Source organism: Salinibacterium sp. AL4.1 (assembly GCF_059767305.1).
Genome location: NZ_JBSOQK010000001.1, coordinates 1,558,648 through 1,582,478 on the forward strand (window position 1 = coordinate 1,558,648; position 23,831 = coordinate 1,582,478).

27 protein-coding genes are annotated in these 23,831 nt (G+C 61.9%); 9 read left to right on the forward strand and 18 right to left on the reverse strand.

All coding sequences use genetic code 11. The annotated features are described in order from the left end of the window. Positions 1 to 84 precede the first annotated feature (84 nt). The 6 genes from ACWTV3_RS07535 to ACWTV3_RS07560 all read left to right on the forward strand — a co-directional run bounded on the left by ACWTV3_RS07535 (position 85) and on the right by ACWTV3_RS07560 (position 6,235). Positions 85 to 1,542 carry an MFS transporter gene (locus ACWTV3_RS07535; RefSeq protein ID WP_498477554.1) on the forward strand — a complete coding sequence of 486 codons (1,458 nt, stop codon included), beginning with the start codon at positions 85 to 87 and terminating at the stop codon, positions 1,540 to 1,542. 92 nt (positions 1,543 to 1,634) lie between these two features. After that, the gene (locus ACWTV3_RS07540; protein ID WP_498477555.1) at positions 1,635 to 2,438 is read left to right on the forward strand and encodes an isocitrate lyase/PEP mutase family protein; all 804 of its coding nucleotides are present in this window, start codon (positions 1,635 to 1,637) and stop codon (positions 2,436 to 2,438) included. A gap of 21 nt (positions 2,439 to 2,459) precedes the next feature. Continuing rightward, the gene (locus ACWTV3_RS07545) at positions 2,460 to 2,909 is read left to right on the forward strand and encodes a MarR family winged helix-turn-helix transcriptional regulator (RefSeq protein ID WP_498477556.1); all 450 of its coding nucleotides are present in this window, start codon (positions 2,460 to 2,462) and stop codon (positions 2,907 to 2,909) included. A 61-nt stretch (positions 2,910 to 2,970) separates the two neighbouring features. After that, positions 2,971 to 3,840 (forward strand): glucose-1-phosphate thymidylyltransferase RfbA, encoded by an 870-nt coding sequence (gene rfbA / locus ACWTV3_RS07550; RefSeq protein WP_498477557.1) that lies wholly within the window; start codon positions 2,971 to 2,973, stop codon positions 3,838 to 3,840. 5 nt (positions 3,841 to 3,845) lie between these two features. Beyond that, on the forward strand, positions 3,846 to 4,844 hold the full coding sequence (gene rfbB / locus ACWTV3_RS07555; protein ID WP_498477558.1) for a dTDP-glucose 4,6-dehydratase: 999 nt from the start codon (positions 3,846 to 3,848) through the stop codon (positions 4,842 to 4,844). Positions 4,845 to 4,846: 2 nt separating this feature from the next. Further along, positions 4,847 to 6,235: a sugar nucleotide-binding protein gene (locus ACWTV3_RS07560; protein WP_498477560.1), complete on the forward strand. Its 1,389-nt coding sequence runs from the start codon at positions 4,847 to 4,849 to the stop codon at positions 6,233 to 6,235. A 26-nt stretch (positions 6,236 to 6,261) separates the two neighbouring features. Here ACWTV3_RS07560 and ACWTV3_RS07565 read toward each other — a convergent pair whose 3' ends face one another. The 5 genes from ACWTV3_RS07565 to ACWTV3_RS07585 are packed head-to-tail and all read right to left on the reverse strand — an operon-like array spanning position 6,262 to position 10,240. After that, positions 6,262 to 7,119, reverse strand: a complete 858-nt coding sequence (locus ACWTV3_RS07565; RefSeq protein WP_498477561.1) for a prenyltransferase — start codon at positions 7,117 to 7,119, stop codon at positions 6,262 to 6,264. Further along, positions 7,112 to 7,468 carry a lycopene cyclase domain-containing protein gene (locus tag ACWTV3_RS07570; protein WP_498477562.1) on the reverse strand — a complete coding sequence of 119 codons (357 nt, stop codon included), beginning with the start codon at positions 7,466 to 7,468 and terminating at the stop codon, positions 7,112 to 7,114. Before ACWTV3_RS07570 ends, ACWTV3_RS07565 begins: the two co-directional genes overlap by 8 nt. After that, a complete protein-coding gene (locus ACWTV3_RS07575) occupies positions 7,465 to 7,797 on the reverse strand; it encodes a lycopene cyclase domain-containing protein (RefSeq protein WP_498477564.1) in 333 nt (110 codons plus the stop codon). The genes ACWTV3_RS07570 and ACWTV3_RS07575 overlap by 4 nt, the downstream gene beginning before the upstream one ends. A gap of 2 nt (positions 7,798 to 7,799) precedes the next feature. Further along, entirely contained in the window at positions 7,800 to 9,377 is a 1,578-nt protein-coding gene (crtI, locus tag ACWTV3_RS07580) for a phytoene desaturase family protein (protein ID WP_498477566.1), read from the reverse strand. Next, entirely contained in the window at positions 9,374 to 10,240 is an 867-nt protein-coding gene (locus tag ACWTV3_RS07585) for a phytoene/squalene synthase family protein (protein ID WP_498477567.1), read from the reverse strand. The genes crtI and ACWTV3_RS07585 overlap by 4 nt, the downstream gene beginning before the upstream one ends. Before the next feature lie 106 nt (positions 10,241 to 10,346). On the opposite strand from ACWTV3_RS07585, the gene idi reads away from it, so the two are divergent. Continuing rightward, positions 10,347 to 10,889: an isopentenyl-diphosphate Delta-isomerase gene (gene idi / locus ACWTV3_RS07590; RefSeq protein WP_498477568.1), complete on the forward strand. Its 543-nt coding sequence runs from the start codon at positions 10,347 to 10,349 to the stop codon at positions 10,887 to 10,889. 26 nt (positions 10,890 to 10,915) lie between these two features. On the opposite strand, the gene ACWTV3_RS07595 is transcribed toward idi, so the two are convergent. The 4 genes from ACWTV3_RS07595 to ACWTV3_RS07610 all read right to left on the reverse strand — a co-directional run bounded on the left by ACWTV3_RS07595 (position 10,916) and on the right by ACWTV3_RS07610 (position 13,283). Further along, positions 10,916 to 11,578, reverse strand: a complete 663-nt coding sequence (locus ACWTV3_RS07595) for a hypothetical protein (RefSeq protein ID WP_498477570.1) — start codon at positions 11,576 to 11,578, stop codon at positions 10,916 to 10,918. Between the two features lie 88 nt (positions 11,579 to 11,666). After that, a complete protein-coding gene (dcd, locus tag ACWTV3_RS07600) occupies positions 11,667 to 12,272 on the reverse strand; it encodes a dCTP deaminase (protein WP_498477572.1) in 606 nt (201 codons plus the stop codon). Between the two features lie 66 nt (positions 12,273 to 12,338). Next, positions 12,339 to 12,746, reverse strand: a complete 408-nt coding sequence (locus ACWTV3_RS07605; protein ID WP_498477574.1) for a riboflavin kinase — start codon at positions 12,744 to 12,746, stop codon at positions 12,339 to 12,341. A 42-nt stretch (positions 12,747 to 12,788) separates the two neighbouring features. Continuing rightward, a complete protein-coding gene (locus ACWTV3_RS07610) occupies positions 12,789 to 13,283 on the reverse strand; it encodes a flavin reductase family protein (RefSeq protein ID WP_498477576.1) in 495 nt (164 codons plus the stop codon). Positions 13,284 to 13,424: 141 nt separating this feature from the next. On the opposite strand from ACWTV3_RS07610, the gene ACWTV3_RS07615 reads away from it, so the two are divergent. Continuing rightward, a complete protein-coding gene (locus tag ACWTV3_RS07615) occupies positions 13,425 to 14,024 on the forward strand; it encodes a PadR family transcriptional regulator (protein ID WP_498477578.1) in 600 nt (199 codons plus the stop codon). Here ACWTV3_RS07615 and ACWTV3_RS07620 read toward each other — a convergent pair. The 7 genes from ACWTV3_RS07620 to ACWTV3_RS07650 all read right to left on the reverse strand — a co-directional run bounded on the left by ACWTV3_RS07620 (position 14,021) and on the right by ACWTV3_RS07650 (position 20,823). After that, on the reverse strand, positions 14,021 to 15,400 hold the full coding sequence (locus ACWTV3_RS07620; RefSeq protein ID WP_498477580.1) for an NtaA/DmoA family FMN-dependent monooxygenase: 1,380 nt from the start codon (positions 15,398 to 15,400) through the stop codon (positions 14,021 to 14,023). The two genes, ACWTV3_RS07615 and ACWTV3_RS07620, sit on opposite strands and share 4 nt — an antisense overlap. An 83-nt stretch (positions 15,401 to 15,483) precedes the next feature. Then, entirely contained in the window at positions 15,484 to 16,341 is an 858-nt protein-coding gene (locus ACWTV3_RS07625) for an ABC transporter permease (RefSeq protein ID WP_498477582.1), read from the reverse strand. A gap of 22 nt (positions 16,342 to 16,363) precedes the next feature. Then, positions 16,364 to 17,164: an ABC transporter ATP-binding protein gene (locus tag ACWTV3_RS07630; RefSeq protein WP_498477584.1), complete on the reverse strand. Its 801-nt coding sequence runs from the start codon at positions 17,162 to 17,164 to the stop codon at positions 16,364 to 16,366. 73 nt (positions 17,165 to 17,237) lie between these two features. Then, the gene (locus ACWTV3_RS07635; protein ID WP_498477586.1) at positions 17,238 to 18,341 is read right to left on the reverse strand and encodes an ABC transporter substrate-binding protein; all 1,104 of its coding nucleotides are present in this window, start codon (positions 18,339 to 18,341) and stop codon (positions 17,238 to 17,240) included. 213 nt (positions 18,342 to 18,554) lie between these two features. Further along, a complete protein-coding gene (locus ACWTV3_RS07640; protein ID WP_498477588.1) occupies positions 18,555 to 19,187 on the reverse strand; it encodes a hypothetical protein in 633 nt (210 codons plus the stop codon). 80 nt (positions 19,188 to 19,267) lie between these two features. After that, positions 19,268 to 19,963, reverse strand: coding sequence for a Crp/Fnr family transcriptional regulator (locus ACWTV3_RS07645; protein ID WP_498477589.1), 696 nt, complete (start codon positions 19,961 to 19,963; stop codon positions 19,268 to 19,270). 110 nt (positions 19,964 to 20,073) lie between these two features. Beyond that, entirely contained in the window at positions 20,074 to 20,823 is a 750-nt protein-coding gene (locus tag ACWTV3_RS07650) for a flavodoxin family protein (protein ID WP_498477590.1), read from the reverse strand. A 113-nt stretch (positions 20,824 to 20,936) separates the two neighbouring features. On the opposite strand from ACWTV3_RS07650, the gene ACWTV3_RS07655 reads away from it, so the two are divergent. After that, complete coding sequence (locus tag ACWTV3_RS07655; protein ID WP_498477592.1) at positions 20,937 to 22,376, forward strand: dihydrolipoyl dehydrogenase family protein; 1,440 nt, start codon at positions 20,937 to 20,939, stop codon at positions 22,374 to 22,376. Here ACWTV3_RS07655 and ACWTV3_RS07660 read toward each other — a convergent pair. Together ACWTV3_RS07660 and ACWTV3_RS07665 are read right to left on the reverse strand one after the other, a co-directional pair. Continuing rightward, a complete protein-coding gene (locus ACWTV3_RS07660) occupies positions 22,373 to 23,017 on the reverse strand; it encodes a CDP-alcohol phosphatidyltransferase family protein (RefSeq protein ID WP_498477594.1) in 645 nt (214 codons plus the stop codon). The genes ACWTV3_RS07655 and ACWTV3_RS07660 overlap by 4 nt on opposite strands. Positions 23,018 to 23,019: 2 nt before the next feature. Next, a complete protein-coding gene (locus tag ACWTV3_RS07665; protein ID WP_498477595.1) occupies positions 23,020 to 23,739 on the reverse strand; it encodes a TVP38/TMEM64 family protein in 720 nt (239 codons plus the stop codon). Positions 23,740 to 23,831 lie beyond the last annotated feature (92 nt).

The window sequence follows — 23,831 nt, forward strand, 5'->3', positions numbered from 1 at the left end:
TGAAATTCGAAAAAAAAATCTTTCACCCGCAGATTGCGGCGACAGCAGCCCCCATTGTTAACCGCACACCACTAGCCTGTTCGCATGACGGACAACACTGGCGACAACGGCGCCCCCAGCACCCCCGCTGTTCCGCGCGTCTCGAACACACGCGCTATAGGTACCGTCGGGCAGGGCCTCATCACTGATGCCACCATCCCCAAAAGCCGCGTGCGGGCCTGGGCGCTGTGGGACTGGGGCTCCGCAGCGTTCAACGCCGTTGTCACCACTTTCGTGTTCAGCACCTACCTCGCGAGCGGGCTGTTCGTCGATCCCGAGATCGTGGCCGCGGCGGGCGGCGACGAAAAGAACCCCGCCCTCGTGCTCGCTCTCGCGAACAACACCACCGTCATCTCCGGCGCACTCACGATTGCGGGCTTTCTCGTCGCCATCTTGGCGCCGATCCTCGGTCAGCGCTCCGACGGCTCCGGTCGCCGTAAGTTGTGGCTCGCAATCAACACTGGCCTCGTCGTTGTCGCCATGGGTGCCATGTTCTTCGTCGTGCCGGTGCCGTCCTACATCTACCTCGGCGCTGCACTCCTCGCCGCGGGCAACATCTTCTTCGAGTTCGCCAGCGTCAACTACAACGCGATGCTCGTGCAGGTCTCCACGCCCAAGACCGTCGGGCGCGTTTCGGGCTTCGGCTGGGGCATGGGCTACATCGGCGGCATCGTTCTGCTGATCATCCTGCTCGTTCTCTTCATTCAAGACTTTGGAAGCGAAACGGGCAGCGGCCTGTTAGACGCACCATCCGGTACTGACGGTGGCGCTCTCGACATCCGCTTCGCCATTCTTGCTTCGGCGGCGTGGTTTGCCATCTTCGCGATTCCCATTCTCATTTCGGTTCCCGAGATCCCCGCTGGCGCCCGCGAAAACCGCGTGAGCTTCTTTGCCAGCTACGCCAAGCTCTTTGGCACCATCAAGACTTTGGCCAAGAAGAGCCCGCAGGTGCTGATGTTCTTGCTCGCCAGTGCGGTGTTCCGCGACGGCCTCGCCGCCGTCTTCACTTTCGGGGCGATCATTGCAGCCCAGGTCTTCGGCTTCAGCCCCAGCGAGGTTATTTACTTTGCGGTGGCTGCCAACCTTGTGGCCGGCATCGGAACCTTTATTGGTGGATGGCTCGACGACAAACTCGGGGCCAAGAACGTGATCATCGGCGCCCTGATTGGCCTCGTACTCGCCGGCCTCGCCGTGCTCTTCGTCGGCGACGCCAAGACCGGGTTCTGGATCGCCGGACTCTTCTTGACCCTCTTCGTTGGTCCGGTGCAGGCCGCAAGCCGCAGCTTCCTGGCGCGCATCACCCCCGTCGGCCGCGAAGGCGAAATCTTCGGCCTCTACGCCACCACGGGTCGCGCCGTGAGCTTCCTAGCTCCCGGACTCTTCACGCTCTTCGTGGCCATGACTGGGGACACCCGCTTCGGCATCATCGGAATTGTGATCGTACTGCTCGCAGGTCTCGCGCTCATGCTGCCGGTGAAGGCCAAGCAGTCGGTGATCGACTAGCCAGGGCCTCTCACCGCCCGCGCAGCGGAGAGTGTGCTGGTCGCGTCTGAAATTCACTAGCGCCCAGCACGTCTGAGGACGATGCTGGAGTCATGACTGAAACCTCCCCGCTTTCGCCCGCCGCCCGTGCCGAGCTGCTGCGCTCTCTTCACGTGCCCGGAACGCCGCTCATCGTCTCCAACGTGTGGGATGCCATCACCGCCCGCATCGTTGCTGAAGCCCCCGGAGTGCGCGCCCTCGCTACAGCGAGCCACGCGGTGAGCTTCGCGCACGGCGTGGCCGACGGCGAAGGCCTCACGGTGGAGCAAGCCCTCGACGCCGCATCCATCATCTGTCGGGCCGTGGAGATTCCTGTCTCCGTCGACTTCGAGAAGGGCTACGCCTTGGATGCCGCCGGTGTGCAAGCCAATGTCGAACGATTGATCGCGGCGGGAGCATCCGGACTGAACATCGAAGACAGCTCAGGCCCGGCCAAAGCTCCACTCTTCGACCTTGCGCATGCCACCGCTCGTGTCGGCGCAGCTCGGGCGGCCGCGCAGGCGACGGGTGTGCCCATCGCGATCAACGCGCGCGTCGACGTTCTCGCCGGCGGCGGCGAGTGGGATGAGATGGTCACCCGTGCGAACTCCTACCTCGCAGCAGGCGCCGATTGCATCTTTGTACTCGGACTTGCTGACGAGCGAATGGTTGCTCAGGCGATCGAGCAGATTGACGGGCCCATCTCGGTGATCGGCGGGGCTGGCTACATTCCGCTGACGCGTCTGGCCGAGTTGGGGGTTGCTCGGGTCAGCTTTGGTCCCCGCACTCTCGGCCTTGCTCTGGCGCACTTGCAGCAGGCCGCAACGCAGTTGACGGCGCTCGGCGACTACCCCGAGGAACTCGGCTTCGTGTACTAAAAACAGGAGTAATGTCGGTTTATGGACACGAAACAACCCATCAGTTACTGGGTCAAGGTAGTCGATCGGATCATCGATGACCTCTTCGCCATCACCCTCGAAGAACACGGCATCACCCGCCGACAGTGGCAGCTGCTCGTCGTCCTCACGAAAGGGCCCGCCGGCATCGACCGTCTCGATATCGAGATCGCACCCTTCTTGATGCCGAAGAACGCCACGACTCCGCGCTCGGCCGACCCGCACACCACCTCGCGAGAGTCGCTCGAGGAGCTCGTGGAGAGTGACTGGCTCACAACCGACGGCTCACTCTTCGAGCTCACCGAGCGCGGTCGTGTTGTTGTCGACCGCCTCACCGTCGTGATCGCCGAGGGCCGCCAGAAGGCGACCGAAGGCGTCACGCCTGAGCAGTACAACACGACAGTCACGGTGCTCGAAACCATGGCCAGAAACCTCAGTAACCAGAGCTCGTAGGGCAGCGGACCAATCAGGGAAAGCGCTAGGCGATGTCCGGCTAGCGCTGGATACTGGGTTCATGAAGGGAATAATCCTTGCAGGCGGCTCTGGGACGCGGCTCCACCCGATAACGCTGAGCATTTCCAAACAGCTCGTGCCCATCTATGACAAGCCGATGATTTACTACCCGCTGTCCACGCTGATGCTCGCCGGCATCAACGACATCCTGATCATCACCACCCCGCATGACGCGGAGCAGTTCATGAAACTACTCGGCGATGGCTCGCAGTTCGGCATTTCTTTGACTTTCGCCGTTCAACCCGAACCGAGCGGACTCGCTCAGGCCTTCGTTATTGGTGCCGATTTTGTGGGCAATGATTCCGTGGCGCTGGTATTAGGCGACAACATCTTCTATGGACCAGGCCTCGGTTCTCAACTCAGTCGCTTTGTCGACATTGACGGCGCGGCCATCTTCGCTTACTGGGTAGCGCAGCCCGAAGCCTATGGCGTTGTCGAATTCGATTCGCAGTTTGTCGCGGTCTCCCTCGACGAGAAGCCGGCGCACCCGAGAAGCAACTATGCCGTGCCAGGGCTTTACTTCTACGACAATGACGTGCTCGACATCGCCGCCGGGCTCACCCCTTCCGCTCGCGGCGAATACGAAATCACCGACGTGAACAGCGCCTACCTCAACGCCGGAAAACTCAAGGTCGAAGTTTTGCCGCGAGGAACGGCCTGGCTCGACACCGGGACCTTTGATTCGATGACGGATGCCAGTGACTATGTCCGCACCATCTCTCGACGTCAGGGGCTCAAGATTGGCTGTCCCGAAGAAGTTGCGTGGCGCCGAGGGTTGCTGTCAGACGACGAACTTCGTGATCGCGCCGAGCACCTCGCCAAATCGGGATACGGCTCGTATTTGCTCGAAATACTCGAACGTGGGAGGTAGACCAGATGAGCAGGATGCTTGTTACCGGAGGCGCTGGGTTCATCGGCTCGAATTTCGTCCACCACGTTCTCGAGAACACCGACCATTACGTCACCGTGCTCGACAACCTGACCTATGCCGGCAACATCGCGTCGCTCGACGGGCTTGATGCGGCACGGTTTAGCTTCGTACGGGGCGACATTACCGACGCCTCGGTGGTCGACGTGCTCGTCGCGGAAACCGACATCGTGGTGCACTACGCCGCCGAGTCTCACAATGACAACTCACTCGACGACCCACGGCCGTTTCTCGATACCAATATCGTGGGCACATACATCCTGCTCGAAGCGGTGCGACGCCACCAGAAACGTTTTCACCACGTCTCTACCGATGAGGTGTATGGCGATCTCAAGCTTGACGACCCCAGCCGCTTTACCGAAGAAACTCCCTACAACCCGTCGAGCCCGTACTCATCGACCAAAGCAGGGTCAGACCTTCTCGTGCGCGCATGGGTTCGGTCATTTGGCGTGCAGGCCACCATCAGCAACTGCTCCAACAACTACGGCCCGCGCCAGCACGTTGAGAAGTTCATTCCCCGGCAAATTACCAATGTGCTCACCGGGGAGCGCCCCAAGCTTTATGGAGACGGCCTCAACGTGCGGGATTGGATTCACGCCGCCGATCACTCCGCAGCCGTGCTGACGATTCTCGAGCGAGGTCACATCGGCGAGACGTATCTCATTGGGGCTGACGGCGAGAAAAACAATAGAGAAGTCATGGAATTGATCCTTGCTGCTCTCGGCCATCCGACGGATGCCTACGATCACGTCGCGGAGCGCCCGGGGCACGATGTGCGCTACGCCATCGACTCCGCGAAGCTTCGCACTGAACTCGGATGGATGCCGAAATTCTCGAACTTCGAGGTCGGCATCGAGGCAACCGTGCAGTGGTACCGCGACAACGAAGAGTGGTGGCAGCCACACAAGGCCGCCACCGAGGCTCGCTATCTGTCGCAGGCTCGGTAGCGATGCCCCACGTTACAGAAACCCCTATCCCCGGACTGCTGCTATTAGAGCTGCCGCTGCACGCCGACAATCGTGGCTGGTTCAAAGAGAACTGGCAGCGCGAAAAGATGACCGCTGCTGGGCTCCCCGACTTTGGCCCAGTGCAACACAACATCTCCTTCAACGGCGACATCGGTACGACTCGTGGCATCCACGCTGAACCGTGGGACAAACTCGTGTCGGTTGCCACGGGGCGCATTTTCGGAGTGTGGGTCGACCTCCGCGCTGGCCCCACGTTCGGCTCAGTGTTCACCGCGGAGCTCGACGCGGCACGCGCCATCTACATTCCCCGCGGCATCGGCAATGCGTACCAAACACTCGCGCCTGACACCGCCTATAGCTACCTCGTCAACGAGCACTGGAGCGCCAGCGCCAGCTACACCTTCCTCAACCTTGCCGACGAGAGCATTGCCATCGACTGGCCGATCCCCCTGCAGGATGCCGAACTCAGCGACAAAGACCGGGCGCATCCGCGGCTCACGGCGGTAACCCCCCTCACGCCTCGCAGAACACTGGTGCTTGGAGCCGCAGGCCAGCTGGGCACAGCACTCCGCGAAACGATACCGACAGCCGAGTTTGCGACTCGTGACCACATCGACCTCAGCGACAGCGAATGCTTCGACCACATCCATTGGCCCGACTACGACGTCGTGATCAATGCCGCCGCCTACACCGCAGTGGATGCCGCAGAAGCGGCACATGGTCGTGCCGCAGCCTGGGCCATCAACGTGGCCGCCACTGCAGCCCTTGCTCGCATTGCGACGGAGCATCGCCTGACACTCATCCACATCTCCAGCGACTACGTCTTCGACGGCACAACCGCACCACATCCGGAGACCGAGCCGGCGTCACCGCTTAACGTTTATGGGCAAACGAAAGCAGCGGCAGACGCCATCGTCTCGACCGTGCCGCGGCACTACATCGTGCGCACCAGTTGGGTCATCGGCGAAGGAGCCAACTTCGTACGCACCATGGCGTCCCTTGCCGAGCGCGGCAGCTCTCCGTCCGTGGTCAACGACCAGGTCGGGCGGCTCACTTTTGCCAGTGATCTTGCAGCGGGCATCCACCATCTGATTTCAACTCGCGCGGCGTTTGGAACCTACAACGTGACCAATGCGGGCGAGGCACAATCCTGGGCCGCCATAGCTCAACGGATCTTCGAACTGACCGGCCACGACGCAGCTCGTGTGACGGGCATCGAAACGGCCGAGTACTTCGCCACAACTCAGGGCGCTCCACGACCGCTCAATAGCGTGCTCGACCTCACCAAGATTGAGGCCACCGGCTTCAGGGCGCGGGATGCTGATGCGGCGCTCCAAGAATATCTGGGCCACCGTGACGTGTGGGGTTAGCGCTTCAGCGCTGCGATATCCAGTTGCTAGCGGATGAAGACCCACCAGATGAGCAGCATCGTCACGAAGAATCCGGTGACGAAATTGAGGGCCAAGAAGTTCTTCCAGCCACGGTTTGCCGACTCGGCTGTGGCATCCGTGATGTTCCAGAATGGCGCGCACATCGCCGCATACGGCAGTACGAGAATGGCAGCGAGCGGGCCCGGCCACGCCGAGAACAGCAGCAGGATGCCGCCGGCTAGATACGCAATGACGGCGAAGCGAGTGGTGGCCCGCGCCCCAATCACCGTGGCGATGGACGAGATGTCTGCAGCACGGTCGGCGAGCACATCTTGCACAGCGCCGAAGGCGTGCGAGGCGATGCCCCAAAGGAAGAATGCGGCGAGTACAGCCCAGAGCTGCGGTGTAAACACGGCACCCGCGAGCACGAGTGCATAAATGGCGGGCGAAACGAAGTGGGTGCTCGAGGTAAGCGAGTCGAGGAACGGGCGCTCCTTGAAGCGCAAGCCCTTGGCTGAGTAGGCGACGACGGCAAACATGCTGATCAGCAACACGAGCCACGAGAGTGGATTGCCGACGATCGCGAGATAGATCAGGAACGGGATGGTCGTGACGGCGGCCGCGATGAGCGTTGGCCGGTGCATCCGCGGGTCAAGAAGCGCGCCCTCAACCCCGCCCTTGCGCGGGTTGCGCAGGTCGGACTCGTAGTCAAAGACGTCGTTGATGCCGTACATCGCCAGGTTGTACGGCACGAGGAAGAAGATGGTGCCGAGCACGAACGTGAGATCGATCGCGCCCGTGGTCAAGTAGTACGCCGCCGCGAAAGGGAAGGCAGTGTTGACCCAGCTCAGCGGGCGCGACGAGAGAAACAGATCCTTAAGCATGGCGATCCTTCGAAGCGGGGCGGATGTCGGGGCTGGCTGAGCCGCTGACGGCCGGCTTGCGCGACCCCAGCAGCGTCCACAGGCACGGCAGCGCTACGACGGCCGCGACCGCGTAGGCGAAGTCTTCGAGCGGGGCGACTCCGATGAAGGAGCCACTGATGGCATCCGCGCTGTAGCCGACGAGGCCGACGGAGATCATCACGTTATCGAAGACGGCCGTCATTACGAGCAGGATGCCCATGGTGATCGCAACGGCGCGCCACTGCGGCGAGCGCCGCCGCACCACAACGGCAACCACGAGCGCCGCGACGAGAGCCAAGAACACCGCGTTGAGAAGCCAGTACGTCATGCTGCGCTCCCCGCGGTAGTTACCGAGCGTTCGCGAGTGAGTGCCCCGTAGACGTTCATCGTCAGGTAGCAGAGCAGGGTGAGGAAGAAGACTTCTTCGATCGGCACCTCGGGGGCAACTAACAATCCGGTCATGAACTCGGTTTCGCCGCGGAAGAAGATTCCGAGGCCGACACCGAACAAGTCCCAGACGAGAAAGAACAGCACCCCAATGGGCAACACGATGCGGGCACGACGAGCGTCTCGCCAAAAGAACAAGCCAAACCGGCGGTCGAGAACGACCATGCCGGTGAGCGAGATGAGAAGCGCGAGCAGGTAAAGAACGATCACGGTCAGGGCCTCGGCTGGGGTGCAACCACGGGCATGAGCGGCTCGGCCAGCGGGCCGGCCGAGGTGTCGCCGCGCAGGCGCTTCACGAGAACTTCAGCACTGATCAAACACATCGGCAGACCGATACCCGGGATCGTCGAGCCACCCACGTAGTAGAGACCCTTGACCTTCTTGCTCACGTTGCCGGCGCGGAAGAACGCGCTCTGCTTGAGCGTGTGGGCTGGCCCGAGGGCGGTACCGCGCCACGCGTTGAGGTCATCGGCAAAGTCGCCGGGGCCCATCGTGCGACGCACGGTCACACGCTCAGCGAGGTCGGGGATGCCGGTCCAGTCACTGATCTGAGCAATCACCTTGTCGGCGAGCTGTTCGATTCGCGGGTCACCGTCGCCGTCGATCTCGCCGTGACCAATGCTGGGGTCGGCCGGGATCGGCACGAGCACGAACACGTTCTCGTAGCCTTCGGGCGCCACATTGGGGTCAACACCACTCGGCTTGCAGATGTAGAGCGATGCCGGCTCGGGCACGCTGGGCTCGTGGCCGAAGATGGCCTCGAAACCCTCTTGCCAGTCCTTCATGAACAGCAGCGTGTGGTGTTCGAGCTCAGGCAGTTCGCCCTTGACACCCAAGTACAACAGCAGTGCGCTGGGGCCAGGAGTTTTCTTGGCCCAGTACTCGGCCGGGTACGTCTGCTCGTTTGACTCGAGCATGGTGGTTTCGGTGTGGTGGAGATCGGCGGCCGAGACCACCGTGTCGGCCAACAGCGTGTGGGACTTGCCCGCGGCATCCGTGTATTCAACGCCGGTGGCAACACCATCGACCGTCACGATGCGCGTGACCTTCGAACTGGTGCGGATGTCGACGCCCGCCGTGCGCGCAATGTCAGCGATGCTTTCGATCACCCGGGTGAAGCCGCCCATGGGATAGAGCACGCCATCTGACAGGTCGAGGTGGCTCATGAGGTGGTACATGCTCGGAGTGAGGTACGGCGATGATCCGAGGAACACAGCCGGGTAGCCGAGAACCTTGCGCAGGCGATCGTCTTTCACCGTACGGGCCACGAGCTTGGAGAGCGGCTCAATGAGCAACCGGATGAAGCGGGCCGCCTTCGCGAGCACCTCCTTCGTTGCACTCGTGCGCAGGTCAGCAAAGCTCGTGTACAGAAAGTACTTCTTGGCGAGCTCGTACGTGTCTTCGGCCGAGGCCAAGTACTTACGCATGCGAGCACCCGAACCCGGTTCGATGCTCTCGAACAGCGCCAAGTTCTCTTCGAGGTCCGTCGAGATGTCGAGGGCCTCTTTCTCGCCCTCGAAGTACACGCGGTAACCGGGGTCAAGGGTGACCAGCGAGAGTTGCTCGGCGGCGCTTGTACCCATGAGCTTGTAGAAGTGGTCAAAGACTTCGGGCATCAAGTACCACGACGGGCCCGTGTCGAAACGGAAGCCCTCGTGTTCCCACGAACCCGCACGGCCACCCACCTCGGGGCGCCCCTCAAGCAGCGTGACCGAGTGGCCCTCTTTCGCGAGCAATGCCGCACTCGCCAACCCGGCAATACCGCCACCAATTACAACAACGTCACTCATGGTCGAGGGGTCACTCCCATCGCGGCGACCGCAGCCAACCGCACTTTAACAACATTCGGAACGCGCACCCGGGTCTTCACCAATTCGCTGGCCGGGGTTGCCCGGATGCGGGTGGAGAGTTGGGCAAAGAGAGAGTGTGCGAGCGCAACAGCTTTCTTGCTGCTCGCTGGCAGTTCGGCGCCGATGGCGGCATCCCGCAGATCGGCATCAAGATCGTCGAGCAGCCGGATCTTCTCGGCTTCGGTGAACGACGCGACGTCGACGCCGGGAAAGTAGCTGCGGCCGAGAGTCTCAAAGTCGTCGGCCAAGTCACGCAAGAAGTTGACCTTTTGAAAGGCTGCGCCCAACGCTCGCGCTCCGTGAACAAACTTGGCTCGCTGCTCGTCGCTGACCTCATGACCATGCAAGAAAGCGCACAGGCACATAAGCCCCACGACTTCGGCAGAGCCATAGACGTAGCGGTCGAAGCTTTCTTGGTCATGCTCTTTGGCACTGAGATCCATGCGCATCGACTCGAAGAACGGCGCGGTGAGTTCTGCCCCGAAGGAGACTTCGCGCGCGGTTAAAGCGAACGCGTGCACGATGAGATTCGCGCTGAAGCCCTGCTCGATGGCGAGTTCAGTTTCGCGCTCAAGTTCGTTCAGTTCACGCGATGTTTCGAGAAGGTCGAGCCCCGCTTCTTCGGCACCGCCGTCGACGATTTCATCGGCAACGCGAACGAGCGCATAAATGTTCTCCACGTGCTGCCGCACCTCCACGCCCAGCAGGCGGGACGCAGCAGAAAAAGACGTGGAATAGCTGCGGATGACGATGCTGGCCGCGTCTTCAGCGACTCGATCGTAGAGCTTGAGGCGTGAGCTCACGCGCGCCCACCTTCAGCATGCTCAGTCACATTAGTTAGGCTGAGTGCAGGCCGACACATGAGGTGCGGCATTTCGTTTCGTTCCACCTAGGCAGACTATCGCGAACATGAGTGAAATCCCTGAGCAGGTCGTTCTTCTCTCCGATACCGGAGAGCACATCGGCGTGGCCGATAAAGCACTCGTGCACACGACGGACACAGCACTGCACCTCGCCTTCTCGTGCCACGTCTACAACGCCGACGGCAAAGTGCTCGTCACGCGTCGCGCCCTCTCCAAGCTCACCTGGCCTGGCGTCTGGACGAACTCGTTCTGCGGGCATCCAGCTCCCGGCGAAGACATGGCGGCGGCGATCATCCGTCGCGCTCAGCATGAACTCGGAATCACCGTCAGCGACGTGCAGCTCGTGCTGCCCGACTTTCGCTACCGCGCCGTCGATTCTTCGGGCATCGTCGAGAACGAGATCTGCCCCGTCTACCGCGCAGTGACGACGGATGCCGCAGCCCCGAACCCCGACGAAGTCGACGAATTCGAGTGGGTTGATCCCCAATCGCTGCACGCCGCCGTGGCCGGTACGCCGTTCGCGTTTAGCCCGTGGCTCGGCTGGCAGCTGGAGCAGCTTGAGCAGCTTGAGCAGTTGGAGCAGCTTTAGCGACTCGAGCAGCTCCAGCAACTCGACTAGTAGCCGCGCGTGGGGTTAGCGGCGCTGATCTGCTCGAGAGCGCCGTTGCCATAGCTCAGGGCCCGCTCTTGGCTATCAGACGAGACGTGGATCCACAGGTCGTCGACCAGAAGATGGGTGGGGAAGAGATCCGCCGATGACCCTTCGACCTGACGGGTATACGTCTCTATTTCGCCGTTGTCGATTTCGACGTAGTCGGAATCCAGAATGTGAGCACGCAGCGCGTCGAGGTCAGTGTTGGTGGTATCGGCGACCATCAGCCCCACGAATACTTCAAAGCTCCCCTGGGGTGCCCACGTGCACTGCTGACTCAGCGGAACCTCGGCCAAAAAATTTTCAAAGCCTTCGTAGCGGGCCGGCCACGCAAGTTCGAACTCCCCGGTGTTCTCTACTCGCAACAGCTCGGTAGTGTCGCCCATCTCTTCGGCCAGTTGACTCAGGGGAATCAAGTCGTCACAGGAAGGGATCACGAGAGGCTCAGCAACCGGCGCCGAGCTCTCCGTCGGAGCACTGCTCGGCGCAGTCGACGGCGTGCTCTCGTCAACTGGCGTCGTACAGCCAGCCAGCGCAAAAGCGACCACAACTGCGGATGCTGTAGCGACAATCCTTCGCGTGGTCAGTCGTGCAGTGCGTGATCCCGAATCCCCGAATGTGCTCATGAGATGACATTAGGTGAGAGTGAGGAATAAACAACTACCACGATTCGGATCGTGATCTAACGTTCACTTCGGCGCGGTCAGCGCAGACTTAGCCCCCGAGCGAGCCCGCGTCATTGGCCCGCACGTCGGTGCGGTGAAAGTTCTGGAAGCTGCGGCTGGCCGTAGGCCCACGCTGCCCTTGGTAGCGAGAACCGTACTGGCCTGAGCCATAGGGCGACTCCACAGGCGAGGTGGTTTTGATGAAGCAGAGCTGCCCGATCTTCATGCCGGGCCAGAGCTTGATCGGCAGCGTTGCCACATTGCTGAGTTCGAGAGTGACGTGACCCGAAAAGCCGGGGTCTACGAAGCCGGCCGTTGAGTGTGTGAGCAGGCCGAGGCGCCCGAGCGAGCTCTTGCCCTCCAGTCGAGCCGCAACATCATTGGGCAGCGTGACGAGCTCGAAAGTGGACCCGAGCACGAATTCGCCGGGGTGAAGGATGAACGGCTTGTCCGCATCCACCTCCATCAGGTGCGTGAGGTCGGGCTGATCTGCTGCGGGATCGATGAAGGGGTACTTGTGGTTATCGAAGAGCCGGAAGAAGCGGTCGAGCCGCACATCAACACTCGAAGGCTGCACCATGTCGAGATCGAGCGGGTCGAGGCCGATACGGCCAGAGTCGAGTTCGGCCCGGATGTCGCGATCACTGAGAAGCATGGCCTAAGACTAACCAAAACCCGGCGGCCACATGCTCAGATGAGCAAATCTGGAGAGCCGCGAAAGTTAGGCGCGCTGCGCGGGCAGAGTCAGAGCAATACGTGACGCCGCGACATCCGCCGCCGTCTTCTCGATCAGTTCGTCGAGGCTCTCGTAACGGAACATTCCGCGCAGCCAGGCGTGCACCGTGAACTCAACCTCGGCGTCGTACAGGTCGCCATCGAAATCGTGGATGAACGCCTCGACGCGGCGATCCGTTACGTCGTCGAACGTGGGGTTGTCACCGATGCTGATGGTCGCACCGTGAGGCTCGGTCGCCGGCGGAAAAGTGACCCAGCAGGCGTACACGCCATCGACGGGAAGATCACCGTGGTCAGCGATCGAAATGTTCGCCGTGGGGAACCCCAATTCTCGGCCACGCTTGTCGCCGTGCACGACGGTGCCGCGAAAACCCAGCGTCGGTGGATGCTCCATTAGCTCAACCCTAACGGCGAGAGCGCCGAGCACTCGCGTGGCCTAGAGCCCGCGGAACTGGCTGAGGTGGAAGACAAGCGGGGTCACCTCAGGAAAAGCTTCAGAGTGGATGACTTCAAGAGTCACAATCTCGTGGTCGCCGCCATCGAAGCTGTGACGGATCTCGCACTCGAGCCACAGAGCCGCACCATCCATGTGGATAGCCCCACCCTCAGTCGCACGCCAATCGATGTTGGCGAAGCGATCGCCGGTGCGGGAGGCAAGGCTGCGTGCCGTTTGTTCCTGATCAGCGCCCAAAACGCTGAGCCCGATGCGCGTCGCGCGAGCCAGCACAGGCCAGGTGGTTGACGTGCGCGCGGGGCACACGGCAACCAGCGGCGGCTCGAGCGAAACGGAGATAAAGGAGTTCACGGCAATTCCGGTGGGTTGGCCGTCAACAACGGCGGCCAAGGCGACAACGCCGGTGGGAAAGAGGGACAGCGCTCGACGAAGAGCGACTTGGGGGGAAACTTCTTCCGCAGTGGCCTTGGGGGACATGAGCGGACTCCTTTGCTTAGGATGTTCAACCAGCGACTGCTAGTCAAGTTTGAACAATGGACTACATGTTAGTCATTTTTGATCATGTAAACAAGCGACTTTTCCCCCTGTGGCGGGGATGGTTGCCCTACGATTGGGGGCATGTCGACTACAACTCGCCTCGTCGTACTGGGAGCTGTGAACCAGTTCCAGCCAGTTCACGGCTACTTCTTGCGCCGTGAACTGATGACCTGGCACATCGACGAGTGGGCCAATATTCAGCCCGGATCGATCTATAACGCGCTGCGTTCGCTCAAGAACGATGGCTACCTCGCCGAAAACGGCACCGAGTCTGCCGGTAACCGCCCCGAGCGCACGACCTACCGCATGACCGAAGCCGGCGAAGTTGAACTGCTCCGGATGCTGCGCGACACGCTCTGGACAGTCGAGGTCTTCGACACCAAACCCGTCATGGTTCTCACCTCGTTCATGTACGCCCTGCAGCGCGAAGAGGTACTCGCCGGACTCGAACACCGCGTCACCGAAATCGATGCCCGCATCGCGAGCAACACCTACCACATCGGCGATGTCGCGGCCTCGACGTCGACTCCCGCGTACGTGCGAGAAATCTTCGAACTGGCCACCTCCCGCTTGCGCGGAGAGCAGCAGTGGGCTCGAGACGTGATCGGCCGCATCAGTGCCGGCGACTACGTCTTTGCCGGTGAAGATGGCGACCGCCCCGCTCGAACCACTACCGACTAGTGAGCCGACTCGGCTGCCGCTGAGTCGCCCGCGGTGGCGCGGTACGCCGCTCCCGGGTGGTCGTCGCGCAGGACCGAGTCGTCGGTTCCGAGCAAGCGCTCGCGCAGGGTCGGAGCGTCATAGCCTTCGCCCGCAACTCCACGCTCGCGCAGAATCGGCAGCACCTTCTCGATGAACTCGATCGTCGAGCTTGGCTGAATCATCGGCGTCAGCAAGAAGCCGTCGAGGTCGGCGCCCTCAGCGAGCGCGATCATCTCGTCAGCGATCTGTTCAGCGGTGCCCACGAAAGGCTTGCTGCGCACACCGTTGCCGTGCCACTGCGCGAGAACGTCGCCAACGGTCTGGTCGCCGAAGCGCGTGATCTGGGTCTGCGAGAGCTCGGTGTGCAGCTCCTTCATCGGCGTCGCCGGGTCGAAGGACGAGAGATCGAGGCCCGTGAACCACGCGTAGGAGGCAACAGCAACGTCGGGGCTCTCGGCATCCAACACCGTTTGCAGCTTGGCCTTTGCTTCATCTTCGGTGTCGCCGATCACGCACGTGAAGGCCGACATGATCTTGACCGAGTCGGCAGCGCGACCGTTCTTCACGGCTTCTTCACGAATGGATGCCACCTGCTCGGCAACCTTCTCGACCGAACCGCCACCGAGGAAGACGGCCTCGCCGTGCTTGCCGCCGAACTCGCGACCGCGCGGTGAGGTGCCGGCCTGAAAGAGCACCGGGGTGCCCTGCGGTGAGTACGACGAGTTTCCGTAACCGTGCGACTTAAAGTACGGGCCATCGTGCTCGATACGGTGCACCTTGGCCGGGTCAGCGAAGCGACCGTTCTTGTCGCGCTCGAGCGCGTCGCGCTCCCAAGCGCCCTCCCACAGCTTGTAGACGACCTCCATGAAGTCATCCGCCATGTCATAACGCTCATCGTGCGCCACCATCGGAACACCGAACGCCTGCGATGCCGTCTCCGCGGTACCCGTCGTGACAACGTTCCAGCCGATGCGCCCACCCGAGAGGTGGTCGAGGCTCGCAATGCGGCGCGCAAAGGCGTAGGGCTGTTCAAGAAGAGTGGATCCCGTGAGTACGAGTCCGAGGTTCGTGGTGGTCGAGATGAGGGCAGCAGCCAGAATCGCGGGATCGAGGCGCGGCAGGTCGAGGCCCTCGACCGAGCAGATCTCGGGACGCTCGCCGTTGACGTCGGCCCAGCCCCAGGCATCCGCCAAGAACATGAAGTCAAAGCCGGCCTCTTCGCAGATGGTCGTGATTTCACGCCAGTAATCGAGGCGGTCGAACATGTCCCGCTTGTTGTCGGGGTGACGCCATGTGGACGTTCCCGAGTCGTTGGCCTGGGGGTTTTCGAATAGACCGAAGCGAAGCTTCTTCATGGTGAAACCTTTCGTGGTGGGGAGAAAATCTGGGGGTGGAAAAGGACAGAGTGGTGGCGGGAAAAGGTGCCGAAGGTGGGGATTTAGCGGCCCACGGCAGCTCCATCGCTCCACCAGAGCACTCGCTTACGAACGAGCGCGAGGAGAGAAATCAGAATCACTCCCATGAGGCAAAGCAGCGCGATGCTGGCCCAGGTAACAGGCAAGTTGGCTTGGGCCGCGGCGATCGTGACGAGTGATCCGAGCCCTGCCTGCTGGCCGGCCGCAACGAACTCGGCAACGGCCGCACCAACGATCGCCAGCGGAAGCGCAATGCGCAGTCCCGCGAAAACGTAGGGCATCGAGCCGGTGAAGCGCAGGTCGCGGAAGATTTCCCAGCGGCTGGCATGCAGCGTCTTCATCACATCGAGAGCACGGTCATCCACGTCTCGCAGCCCGGCAAGCGAGTTGACGAGCATGGGGAAGAACACCACAAGCGCCGTCACGATGAACTTGGGGGTCATGCCGAAGCCGAAGGCCACCACGAGTGCGGGAGCGATCGCGACGATCGGGGTGACCATCACGACCACGACGAGCGGCATGACGGCGCGTTCCATGACCTGAAACTCGGCCATGATGATCGCCAGAATGAACCCGGCGATGATGCCCGAGCTGGCACCCACGGCGACCTCAAGACTCGTCACGAGCATGTTGGCCCAGTACGTGTCGGCGTCTTTGACCAGGCTCATCCAGACCTGGTCGATCGTAGGAATCACGTACGGGTTCGCGATCGCGGTGATCTGCCAGAGCGCTGCCGCAATCACGAAGGTGATCACCGCAGGAGCCCAGTTGGTCCAGCGCAGGTTTTGCTTGAGCTTGGCAGAGGCTAGTGGCGAAAAGCGACGGCCCGTGGCGCTCGTGGCCGCCTGAACGGCGAGAGCGGAGGTTTCGGTTGTTGACATAGTGTCCTCGTTCTTGCGTGACTTAGGCACTCTTTTGTCCCATCACTTCGCGCAGCGTTTCGCGTACGTGACCCTCAAGGTCGCGGAATTCATCGGTCGCGTAGACGTCGATCGTGCGCGGGCGCGGCAAGGGAACATCGATGATCTCTGCGATGTGGCCTGGATGCGCCCCCATCACCACGATGCGGTCAGAGAGCATGATCGCCTCCGGCACCGAGTGAGTCACGAACATGACGGCCTTACGGTTGGACTGCCAGAAATCGAGCAGGCCCAGTCGCTGAGCATCACGGTTCATCTCATCGAGAGCGGAGAAGGGCTCGTCCATGAGCAGCACGCTCGGGTCGAACACGAAGGCGCGGGCGATAGCGACGCGCTGTTGCATTCCCCCAGAAAGCTGGCCCGGGTACTTGTCGAGCGCAGCGCCCAAGCCGAACGACTCCAGAATCTCGCGCGGATCGCGCAGGTTGCGGTTCGCGTTTGCTTGGGGGTTCACGGTCATCGGCAGGCGCACGTTGTCGAGCACCGTGCGCCACGGGAGCAGCGCGGGAGACTGAGGAACAAGACCGATCATCTTGTTCTTTGTGGCGGCCTTCACTGTCATCCCGTCGACCTTGACGGTGCCGCTGTCTGCCTCGATGAGGCCGGCAACAGTTTTGAGCAGAGTCGACTTTCCGCAGCCACTCGGGCCGATAACGGAGACGAACTCGCCCATCTTGATTGAGAGGCTCACGTGGTTGAGCACGAGCGTGCGCGCCCCCTCGGGGCCGAAGCTCTTAGAGACGTCCTCGATATGAACGCCGGCGTGTGGCTGTGCGGTTTCCACAGTTACTCCCTGAGTTGTGAAGCCGGATGCCGCACCGGGTGGGGTGGTGCGGCATCCGAGCGGGGTGGTCGGGTTAGTTTCCCGGCCAGATCAGTTCGCCGTCTGCATAGAGATCAGAGACGAGGGTTTCATCCATCATGTCGGTAATGGCAGGAAGGCTGTCGACGTTGCCGAACTGCTTGACGAGTTCGTACTCGGCTGCCCAGTCAGCGGCAGTCTGGGCTCCGGGGAGCCCACTGTTGCTGTCTTTGACCCACTGCGATTCCACGTTCCAGGTGCGTTCGAGCTGATCGCGCGGGAAGGCCGAACCTTGACCGTTGTCTTCGGCGAGCTGCGCGATCATGTCGAGGCATTCGTCGGAGCTGTCGAGGCAGAACTGCAGAGCGTGCAGCGAGGCGCGCATGAAGTCAGCGGCGACTTCGCGGTTCTCTGCGAGGAACTCGGAGTTGACCTCCATGACGTTATACGTGCCCTCAACACCAACGTCAGAGGGGAAGAACTCGCTGAACGGCAGACCCTGGGCACGAAGATTCTCTGGCTGGTTCGAGGCGTAGCCGACGATCGCGTCGACCTGGCCGCGGGTGACCACGGTGGGGTCGTAGTTGGTCATCTTGATCAGTTCGACCTTGCTGACATCAACGTCAGCGGCATCCAACATGGCGGAGGCGATCGGAGTGAGGTTGATGAAGTAACCGAGTGAACCACCTTCGAGGTCCTTGAGGCTTTCAATCTTCTCATTGGCGAAGATCGAGAACGGCGGGGTGTTGCCATACGTCGCTACTGCCGTGAGGTTCTGGCTGTTGGCAGCGGCGAGCATGACATCGGATGCTGAACCGAGGGCGGTGAACTCGGCCTGGCCCGAGGAAACGAGCTGCTGACCGTTCGCTCCGGAGGCGTTGATCTCTACGTCGAGGCACAGGTCCTTGAAGTAGCCGAGCTCTTCGGCGAGGAATACGTCGAGTTGGCCGGCGCTGGCCGAGTATCCGTATCCGGAGATGTAGGTGATGGTTCCCGCCGCGGCATTGCGGTCGCAGGCTTCCTGAGAAATCAGGAGATCGCCGGCGTCGGGCGTGGATTCTTCTGCGGGTGCTGTGCAGGCGGATAGCGTGAGTGCTGTTACCAAGAGTCCTGCGATGCCGAGGCCTCGCAGTTTCTTGGAATCAAGAGGTGTGTTCACTTGGATCCAGGTTCCTTCCTAGGCCTTATCCGTCATTGGATGGCTAGACAAAACGTACATGATCAAGATTGACTGTGCAAACTTGATTTACGTTCGTTTTGGTGGCCATCCCCCATCGACCATGCGCGGCGATTAATTCGCTGCGGGCAGACAGAGCGTGCGCCCGGGAGCGCATGAGTGGTTGCTACTGACGTTAGCGGAGGAAGACCGGAGTCAGTAAGTGCGCGTGGGGTTCGCCGTTCGCACTTGGTCGAGCACGGCGTCGGCGACGTCGACGGTGAGCCCTATGCTCGTGCCGGAGACGTAGACCCAGAGGTCGCTCACGAAGTAGTGAGTCTCAGCGCTCCACCCGACGGCGGTTTCGAACTCCTTCTCCAGCGTTGTCACCGTTCCCGCGCTGGCACCGGTGAATCCGGTTGCGAGCAGCGCATCTTGCAGGTTGGTGGCATCCGTCTCGGAAATGTCGGCTACCACCACGGTGAAGCCGCCATCCGAATTGGGAACTCCCCAAAGACAGTTCTTCGCAATGGAGGCATTGCCCGCCGCGGTGTCGATCTCGGGCAACCCGTCGCCGCGAATAGGAATCGTGTCGTCAGCCCCCAGGACCACGGTCGAGGGAGAGAACAGACTCTTCGCGTCGTTCAGCGGCAACAAAGTGTCGCAGCCCGGGAGGATCAGTGGATCCGGAGTCGGAATCGGGCTAGAACTCGGCGACGCTGTGGCCGGCGGAGCGCTCGCTGTCGTTGCGCTTTCTGGCTCCGCGGGAACGCACCCGGCAAGCACCCCACCGAGAAGCATCGCGGATGCCGCAGCCACCACCATTTTTATGTCCCACCCAGTGTTCATGAGTGAAGAGTAACCCTGCAACCTTCCGGGCGGAAGAGAGTAAGAATTACTTCATCGCCCGCGAGCGCCCGTGAGCGCCGCTAGTTCGACTGGCGAGCTAACTGGCCCAGAGCATCCGCATCGAGAATGACAACGCGAGCCCGGCCCTGCCGAATGATGCCGCGGCTGGCGAGTTCCGACATAGTCTTACTCGTCGATTCGCGGGTGGCGCCGAGCAGCCCGGCGAGTTGGTCGTGGCTGAGGCGGATGGTCGGATGCGTGAATCGCGGCGTGCGCGCTGACTCCGCCAAACGAAGCAGAGTGCTACACACGCGCGACTGCAGCGGACGCAGCGCAAGGTCAGTGAGGCGCTCTTCGAGCCGCACCACCTGCTCTCCCAGATGGCGCGAGATGCGGATTGCGATGCGTGGGTCGGCGATGAGATAGCGCTCAACATCCGCCGTGTTCATGAGACAGATCTCGACGTCGTCAATCGCTTCGGCGTAGTTGTCGTACATGCGCTGGCCGACCATCATCATCTCGCCGAAGACTGCACCGGGCTCGAGGATGGCCATTGTGAGGGCTTTACCCTCTTCCGTAACGCGGAAGATGCGGATGCGGCCCTTCTTCAAGATGAAGAGCGCGGTGACGGGCTGGCTCTGGCTGAACACCATCTCACCGAGCGAGTATGAGCGCGAGGGTGCCATGCGGTCCATCTGCTCGATCTCAGCAGGCGAGAGATCGGCGAAGAGGTCAACTTCGCTCAAGCAACTAAAAGAACCATTGTCGATCGGCATGAGTGGTTCAGGATCCCTTCGCTGCGGCGACCACGGGCGTTCGCCCGCCAGAGGGGCTGACGCCACTCTCTCGCCACAGGAATCCATCATGACACGCTCGCCTCTACTCGCTAGCGGTATTCGGGGTTGGCTTCGAAGCCGAAGTGTTCGCCGTCGTTCCACGCCTTGCGCGTGTTTCCGTAGGCGGGGATGCCGCCGGCGTTCTTGAGAATTGAGGCCAAGTGCATGAGGTTCCACGACATGAAGGTGGTGTTGCGGTTGGTGAAATCGTTTTCGAGGCCGCCCGAGCCCTCGTCGAGGTAGCTGGGGCCAGGGCCGATCTCGCCGAGCCAGCCGGCATCCGCTGCGGGAGGGATGACGTAGCCAATGTGCTGAAGACTGTAGAGAACGGACATGGCGGAATGCTTCACGCCATCCTCATTACCGGTGAAGAGCGCGCCGCCGACCTTGCCATAAAAGACGTACTGGCCCTTGTCGTTGAACTCGCCACTCATGGCGTAGAGACGCTCGATGAGCATCCGCGTCACTGAAGAGTTGTCGCCGAGCCAGATCGGTCCACCGATGACGAGGATGTCGGCGGCTTCGATGAGCGGCCAGACTTCGTCCATCCAGGCGTCTTTCTCCCAGCCGTGCTCGCGCATGTCGGGGTAGACGCCGATCGCGATGTCGTGGTCGATGAGGCGCACGTTATCGACGTGAACGCCGGCGCTACGCATCAGTTGGATGCTCGAATCCATGAGTCCCTGCGTGTGGCTCATCTCAGGGCTCTTCTTGAGCGTGCAGTTGATGAAGACAGCCTTGAGCCCGTCGTAGCGGGGAGCGTCTGCGGGAACGGAATTCTCAGTAGTTTCAGTAGCCATGACCCGATGCTACGGGCGAGCCCTCCCAGCGAACTGTGACCTAGCGTACGGTTCGCTGAACAATGCGCTGCTAAACATGACTGTGGGCAAACGCCCTCTCGAAAGGAACACGCATGCCCGCTCAGTGGGATCTCATCGTCATCGGCTCCGGCAGCGCCGGAATCGTCGCCAGCAAAACCGCTGCCCGCTTTGGCGCGCGCGTGCTGCTTGTTGAACGACACCGCCTCGGTGGGGACTGCTTGTGGACCGGCTGCGTTCCCTCCAAGTCACTGATCGCCGCCGCTCATGCCGCCCACGTTGCGCGCACGTCGGAACGCTTCGGCGTCACGGCTGAGAACGTGACGGTCGACTTCGCTCGCGCGATGGGCCACGTGCAGAGCGCCGTGGCAACGATTGAACCGCACGATTCGGTGGAAGCCTTCGCCGAGTTCGGCATCGAGGTCGCTCACGGCGATGCGCGCTTCACTGGCCGCCACTCTCTCGAAATCGATGGCACTCGCCACACCTTCGTGCAGGCGGTCATCGCTACCGGCACTGTGCCGCGCGTTCCCACCTTCACCGGCACCAACACCATCCAGATGCTCACGAGCGACAGCATTTGGGAGCTGGGCGAACTCCCCCAGCGCCTCGTCGTTCTCGGCGGCGGCGCCATTGGCAGTGAACTCGGCCAAGCGATGGCTCGACTCGGTTCTGACGTGACGATCGTGAACCGCAGCAACCGCATTCTTCCCGCGGAAGAAGAGCGCGCTAGCGCCGTGCTTCAAGCGACTTTCGACCGCGACGGAATCACCGTGCTGAACGGCCGCAGCGCCGTTGAAGTGGTCTCGAGCGATGGACTCAGTGGCGAACTAGTTCTTGATGACGGCACTCGCGTAGCCTTCGATCGTCTGCTTGCCGCAATCGGCCGCACGCCCAATCTCGACACCCTTGCCCCCGAAGCCGCCGGCGTTGACGTCACCGACCAGGGCTACGTTGACGTGGATGCCTCGCTGCGGACCACAAACAAGCACATTTGGTCGGCGGGAGACGTGGCCGGGCTGCCGAAGTTCAGCCACATTGCGGGCGTGAGCGGCAGCACCGCCGGCACCAATGCCATCCTCGGATTGCGCCGCAAGTTCAACGAGGCGGTTGTGCCCCGCGTCACTTTCACTTCGCCCGAAATCGCCGCCGTTGGCCTCACCGCTGCGGACGCCGTCGAAGGCAAGCACCGCGTCTTCACCGGCGAGCACGGCTCCACCGACCGCGCCATCGCCGAGGGTGAAGAAGATGGCTTCGCGCAGATCGTCGTCAGCTCAAGCGGCCGCGTGCTCGGCGGAACCATCGTCGGCCCCCGTGCCGGCGAGAGCCTCGGCGAACTGACCGTTGCTGTGAGCGCCAAGCTCTCCACGAGCACTCTGGCCGGCGCCACCCATGCCTATCCGACGTTCAGCGATGCGCTGTGGAACGCCGCCATCGCTGACGTGCAGTACCGCTTGAAGAGCGGCGTCGTGAAGTCGGGCATCCAGCTGCTGGTTCGCGTGCGACGGGCGATCTTGGGCAAGCCCCGCACCTAGCGCAGCAGGCGGTAGCCGACGATCATGCGCTGGGCGGCACTGACAAGAACGACAATGCTCCAGACCATCGCGATCTGCCAGGCGATGAACGGCAACACAAGCCACAGGGTGTGAACAAGTACTGTCTCGCCGCCCTCGGCGATGCGACCGAGAAAGAACAGCGATCGGTTGTCGTCGTCCGAGAGCGTGCGGCCTGTGCGTTCGGCGATCGACGAGAACGCCAGAAACGCGGCGCCGTTGATGTAATAGGCAAACAAGACGATCAGGAACGGCCACCACGGCGCAGCAAACGCAGTCGTGGCACCAATCGCGACGCCCACAACGGTCGCGCCGTACACCACAAAATCGGCGACGATATCGAGAAAGCCCCCCGCTTCGCTTGCGGCAGGCGAACGAGGCGCGGATGCCGCAGCAAGCCGGCGCCGAGCCAGCGTTCCGTCGAGCCCGTCGAGCACTCGCGAGGCCAGCCACGCGACTACCGCCAGAGCCCAAAGCTGGGTAGCGGCGAGCGCCGCACTGCTCAGCCCGATGACGAGCCCGGCCATCGTGAGACGGTCAGGCGTGATCCAGGGCACGTCGAGAGCCGAAGCCATGGCGTTCAGGGGCTTGCTGACCGCTCGACGCAGCTGGACATCCAGCATGGTTAGATTTTCTCCGCAGTGATGTCGCCCGCGCTGTCGTTTGCTACCTGACCGGCAGCTGCAGCCGCAGCCGCAGCGGCGTCCTTCTTGCGCAGACGTGAAGCAGCGATTCCCCCGCCGATCGTGAGCACGCCGAGCGCGCCGAGAGCAATGAAGAGGCTGCTGTTGAGTTCGGCACCCGAGGCTCCGACAGCGACGTAGGCCATAGTTCCGGGGATGATGCCGATGGCGGTTCCAAGCATGTAGTCACGCACGCGCACTGCCGTGAGGCCGGCGGCGTAGTTAATGACGGTGAACGGAATGAGCGGGATGAGTCGCAGCGCGATCATCGAGAGCAGTCCGCGCTTCTGCAGCATTTCGTCCACAGCTCGCACCCGGCCACCGGTGTACTGTTCCACGGCGTCGCGGCCGAGCATCCGACCGATCCAGAACGACAGTGCTGCACCGGCAACGGCTCCGACGAGCACGAGGAGCGTGCCGATCCACAGCCCCCAAGCGAGGCCCGCGGCGATGCTGATGACCGCTTTCGGCGCGGGGGTAAGGGTGAGAATCGCGTAGGCGAGCACAAAGATGCCCGCACCGAGGGTTCCGGTGCTTGCTGCCCACGCTTGGATTTCGTCAACCGAGGGAATTTCGATCGTGAAAGCCACAATCACAATCGCGATCAGGAAGACGACAAACGCGCCTGCTTTCCACAGGGAAGAGGAGCGGTTCTTTTTCATTTGGCCAATGCTATGTCGGCGTGCGGCGCTGCGTATGTGATGTGGCTTACTGAGCAATGAAGTTATTCGCACTTACTGTTGAGGGATGCTGC

Excerpts from the sequence above, each read along its gene's own strand:
- ACWTV3_RS07535 (WP_498477554.1), top strand. The coding sequence starts at position 85 with ATGACGGACAACACTGGCGACAACGGCGCCCCCAGCACCCCCGCTGTT.
- ACWTV3_RS07540 (WP_498477555.1), top strand. The coding sequence starts at position 1,635 with ATGACTGAAACCTCCCCGCTTTCGCCCGCCGCCCGTGCCGAGCTGCTG.
- ACWTV3_RS07545 (WP_498477556.1), top strand. The coding sequence starts at position 2,460 with ATGGACACGAAACAACCCATCAGTTACTGGGTCAAGGTAGTCGATCGG.
- rfbA (WP_498477557.1), top strand. The coding sequence starts at position 2,971 with ATGAAGGGAATAATCCTTGCAGGCGGCTCTGGGACGCGGCTCCACCCG.
- rfbB (WP_498477558.1), top strand. The coding sequence starts at position 3,846 with ATGAGCAGGATGCTTGTTACCGGAGGCGCTGGGTTCATCGGCTCGAAT.
- ACWTV3_RS07560 (WP_498477560.1), top strand. The coding sequence starts at position 4,847 with ATGCCCCACGTTACAGAAACCCCTATCCCCGGACTGCTGCTATTAGAG.
- ACWTV3_RS07565 (WP_498477561.1), bottom strand. The coding sequence starts at position 7,119 with ATGCTTAAGGATCTGTTTCTCTCGTCGCGCCCGCTGAGCTGGGTCAAC.
- ACWTV3_RS07570 (WP_498477562.1), bottom strand. The coding sequence starts at position 7,468 with ATGACGTACTGGCTTCTCAACGCGGTGTTCTTGGCTCTCGTCGCGGCG.
- crtI (WP_498477566.1), bottom strand. The coding sequence starts at position 9,377 with ATGAGTGACGTTGTTGTAATTGGTGGCGGTATTGCCGGGTTGGCGAGT.
- idi (WP_498477568.1), top strand. The coding sequence starts at position 10,347 with ATGAGTGAAATCCCTGAGCAGGTCGTTCTTCTCTCCGATACCGGAGAG.
- ACWTV3_RS07595 (WP_498477570.1), bottom strand. The coding sequence starts at position 11,578 with ATGAGCACATTCGGGGATTCGGGATCACGCACTGCACGACTGACCACG.
- dcd (WP_498477572.1), bottom strand. The coding sequence starts at position 12,272 with ATGCTTCTCAGTGATCGCGACATCCGGGCCGAACTCGACTCTGGCCGT.
- ACWTV3_RS07605 (WP_498477574.1), bottom strand. The coding sequence starts at position 12,746 with ATGGAGCATCCACCGACGCTGGGTTTTCGCGGCACCGTCGTGCACGGC.
- ACWTV3_RS07610 (WP_498477576.1), bottom strand. The coding sequence starts at position 13,283 with ATGTCCCCCAAGGCCACTGCGGAAGAAGTTTCCCCCCAAGTCGCTCTT.
- ACWTV3_RS07615 (WP_498477578.1), top strand. The coding sequence starts at position 13,425 with ATGTCGACTACAACTCGCCTCGTCGTACTGGGAGCTGTGAACCAGTTC.
- ACWTV3_RS07620 (WP_498477580.1), bottom strand. The coding sequence starts at position 15,400 with ATGAAGAAGCTTCGCTTCGGTCTATTCGAAAACCCCCAGGCCAACGAC.
- ACWTV3_RS07625 (WP_498477582.1), bottom strand. The coding sequence starts at position 16,341 with ATGTCAACAACCGAAACCTCCGCTCTCGCCGTTCAGGCGGCCACGAGC.
- ACWTV3_RS07640 (WP_498477588.1), bottom strand. The coding sequence starts at position 19,187 with ATGAACACTGGGTGGGACATAAAAATGGTGGTGGCTGCGGCATCCGCG.
- ACWTV3_RS07645 (WP_498477589.1), bottom strand. The coding sequence starts at position 19,963 with ATGCCGATCGACAATGGTTCTTTTAGTTGCTTGAGCGAAGTTGACCTC.
- ACWTV3_RS07650 (WP_498477590.1), bottom strand. The coding sequence starts at position 20,823 with ATGGCTACTGAAACTACTGAGAATTCCGTTCCCGCAGACGCTCCCCGC.
- ACWTV3_RS07655 (WP_498477592.1), top strand. The coding sequence starts at position 20,937 with ATGCCCGCTCAGTGGGATCTCATCGTCATCGGCTCCGGCAGCGCCGGA.
- ACWTV3_RS07660 (WP_498477594.1), bottom strand. The coding sequence starts at position 23,017 with ATGCTGGATGTCCAGCTGCGTCGAGCGGTCAGCAAGCCCCTGAACGCC.
- ACWTV3_RS07665 (WP_498477595.1), bottom strand. The coding sequence starts at position 23,739 with ATGAAAAAGAACCGCTCCTCTTCCCTGTGGAAAGCAGGCGCGTTTGTC.